Source organism: uncultured Capnocytophaga sp. (assembly GCF_938029845.1).
Classification (GTDB): Bacteria; Bacteroidota; Bacteroidia; order Flavobacteriales; family Flavobacteriaceae; genus Capnocytophaga.
In genome coordinates this window covers 1-1,640 of the sequence record NZ_CALHGG010000157.1, presented here as the reverse complement: position 1 = coordinate 1,640, position 1,640 = coordinate 1, and the positions used below count along the sequence as shown (strand labels likewise).

Here is a 1,640-nt window from a genome sequence, read left to right as displayed (position 1 = left end):
GTAGGCAACTCGTCAATAATCACAGAGGATTTGAGCTGTCCTTTCTTGTTGATGAGCTTTACAATACGTGAATTGTACAAACCCAAAGCTGCTGAATAGATATTCTGCCTATCAGGATTGTTGCCTACACAAAGGATTTTAGGTTCTTTGGGGTTATTGATATCCAACGAAAAATCATCACCTGTCATTACCCAATAGAGTTGAGGCGAAATCATTCGGGAAAGCGGTATTTTGGCACTGGCTATCTGTCCTTGTAGCTGGTCTTGTGCGCCTCCTTGCCAAGCATCCATAAAAGGCGATAGGTAATTCTCAAGTTCGGGGTACGAGGTGAGAATAGTAAAAACATCGGCATAAGGCTTGTTCAATAGCTCAATGGCGTGCGGGAAGGTACAGTACTTCCCCTCTTTGTAAATCTTTAAAAACCAGATAATCGCAGCGAGTAGGATAATGGGCGACTCCACAAAGAAATCACCTTGCTTTTGAATCCACGAGCGGTTGAGATTGAGCATAATGGTATAAGCAGATTCATAAGCATCGGAAATATCGCTCATAAAGTTGGGGTTGATAGGATTGCAACGATGACTACGGCGAGGATCGTCAAAGTTTATTACATAGAACTTAGGCTTTACCTTGTACTTGTCTAAGTTTTTTAGTAGGTGATTATAGGCAATAGTAGAGAGATCATCAAACTTGAAGTCGTAGATGTACATCGCAAACCCCTTTTCAATCTGTTGTTTGATGTAGTTGTTCACAATAGCATAAGATTTACCAGAACCAGGAGTCCCCAGCACTATGGTCGCCCGAAAGGGATTTACCACATTGATCCAGCCTTTGTTCCACTTCTTGCGGTAGTAGAACAAAGTAGGTAGATTCACAGAATACTCGTTTTTCATCAGACGAGTTTCCTGCATAAACGACTCGTTTTCATTGTTGAAAACATCATCTAAAAGATTGTCTTTTAACAAGCGACTCATCCAAGAACCTGCCATAAGAAGAGCTATGTAGCCCAAAGATAGGGTAAGGATATAGAAAAAGGCAACCACTGAAGCAGGAAGTTGCAAGTACAAAATCCAAAAGTTACCAAAGTAAAGAGCTGCTCCTACCCCCAGAGCGATGTAAATCTTTCGCCAAGTAATTTTGTCGTTTTTTACGCCTGTTGTTCCCAAACAGCTCAGGGCTAAGAGCAGGAGGGCAAAGCATTTGGTGTATAGCGGGTGAGAGAACAGTCCTGCTGTTCGTTGGAAGTTGGTCAGGATTCTATCTACTACGGCTAATATCCACTTTTCGCCTTGGAAAAAGCCATAACAATACCAATAGAGGTGCATTAGTACTATGAGAATACTTACTGCACGCATAAAAGCCATAATCTTGGCTAATGCTCTTAAATCATCATCGTTTTGCATATTTGTTTCTGTTTTTAGTGTTTGTCAATATTTTATACTTAGCTATGTCAGCTCACTGGCCACACCTAAGATTTGTTTTTCATTTTTCGCCGTTTGGCAGTAGCACGTTTCATTCTTCTGGTAAAATCCTCTTCTTCGTAATCTACCCCTTGATCATCCAAAGAGAAAAGAGTAAAGAAAGCATTTAAGGCTGAGTCCTTGCCAAAATCCTCTTGGTAATGTGTCCAAGAAGTGTCA

General features: G+C 41.0%; 1 protein-coding gene. It reads right to left on the bottom strand.

Translation table 11 applies throughout. The features are described 5' to 3' along the window. A partial coding sequence (locus Q0625_RS11735) for a YWFCY domain-containing protein (protein WP_298827509.1) occupies window positions 1–1,403 on the bottom strand: 1,403 nt, incomplete at its 3' end. Between the last annotated feature and the right edge of the window lie 237 nt (window positions 1,404–1,640).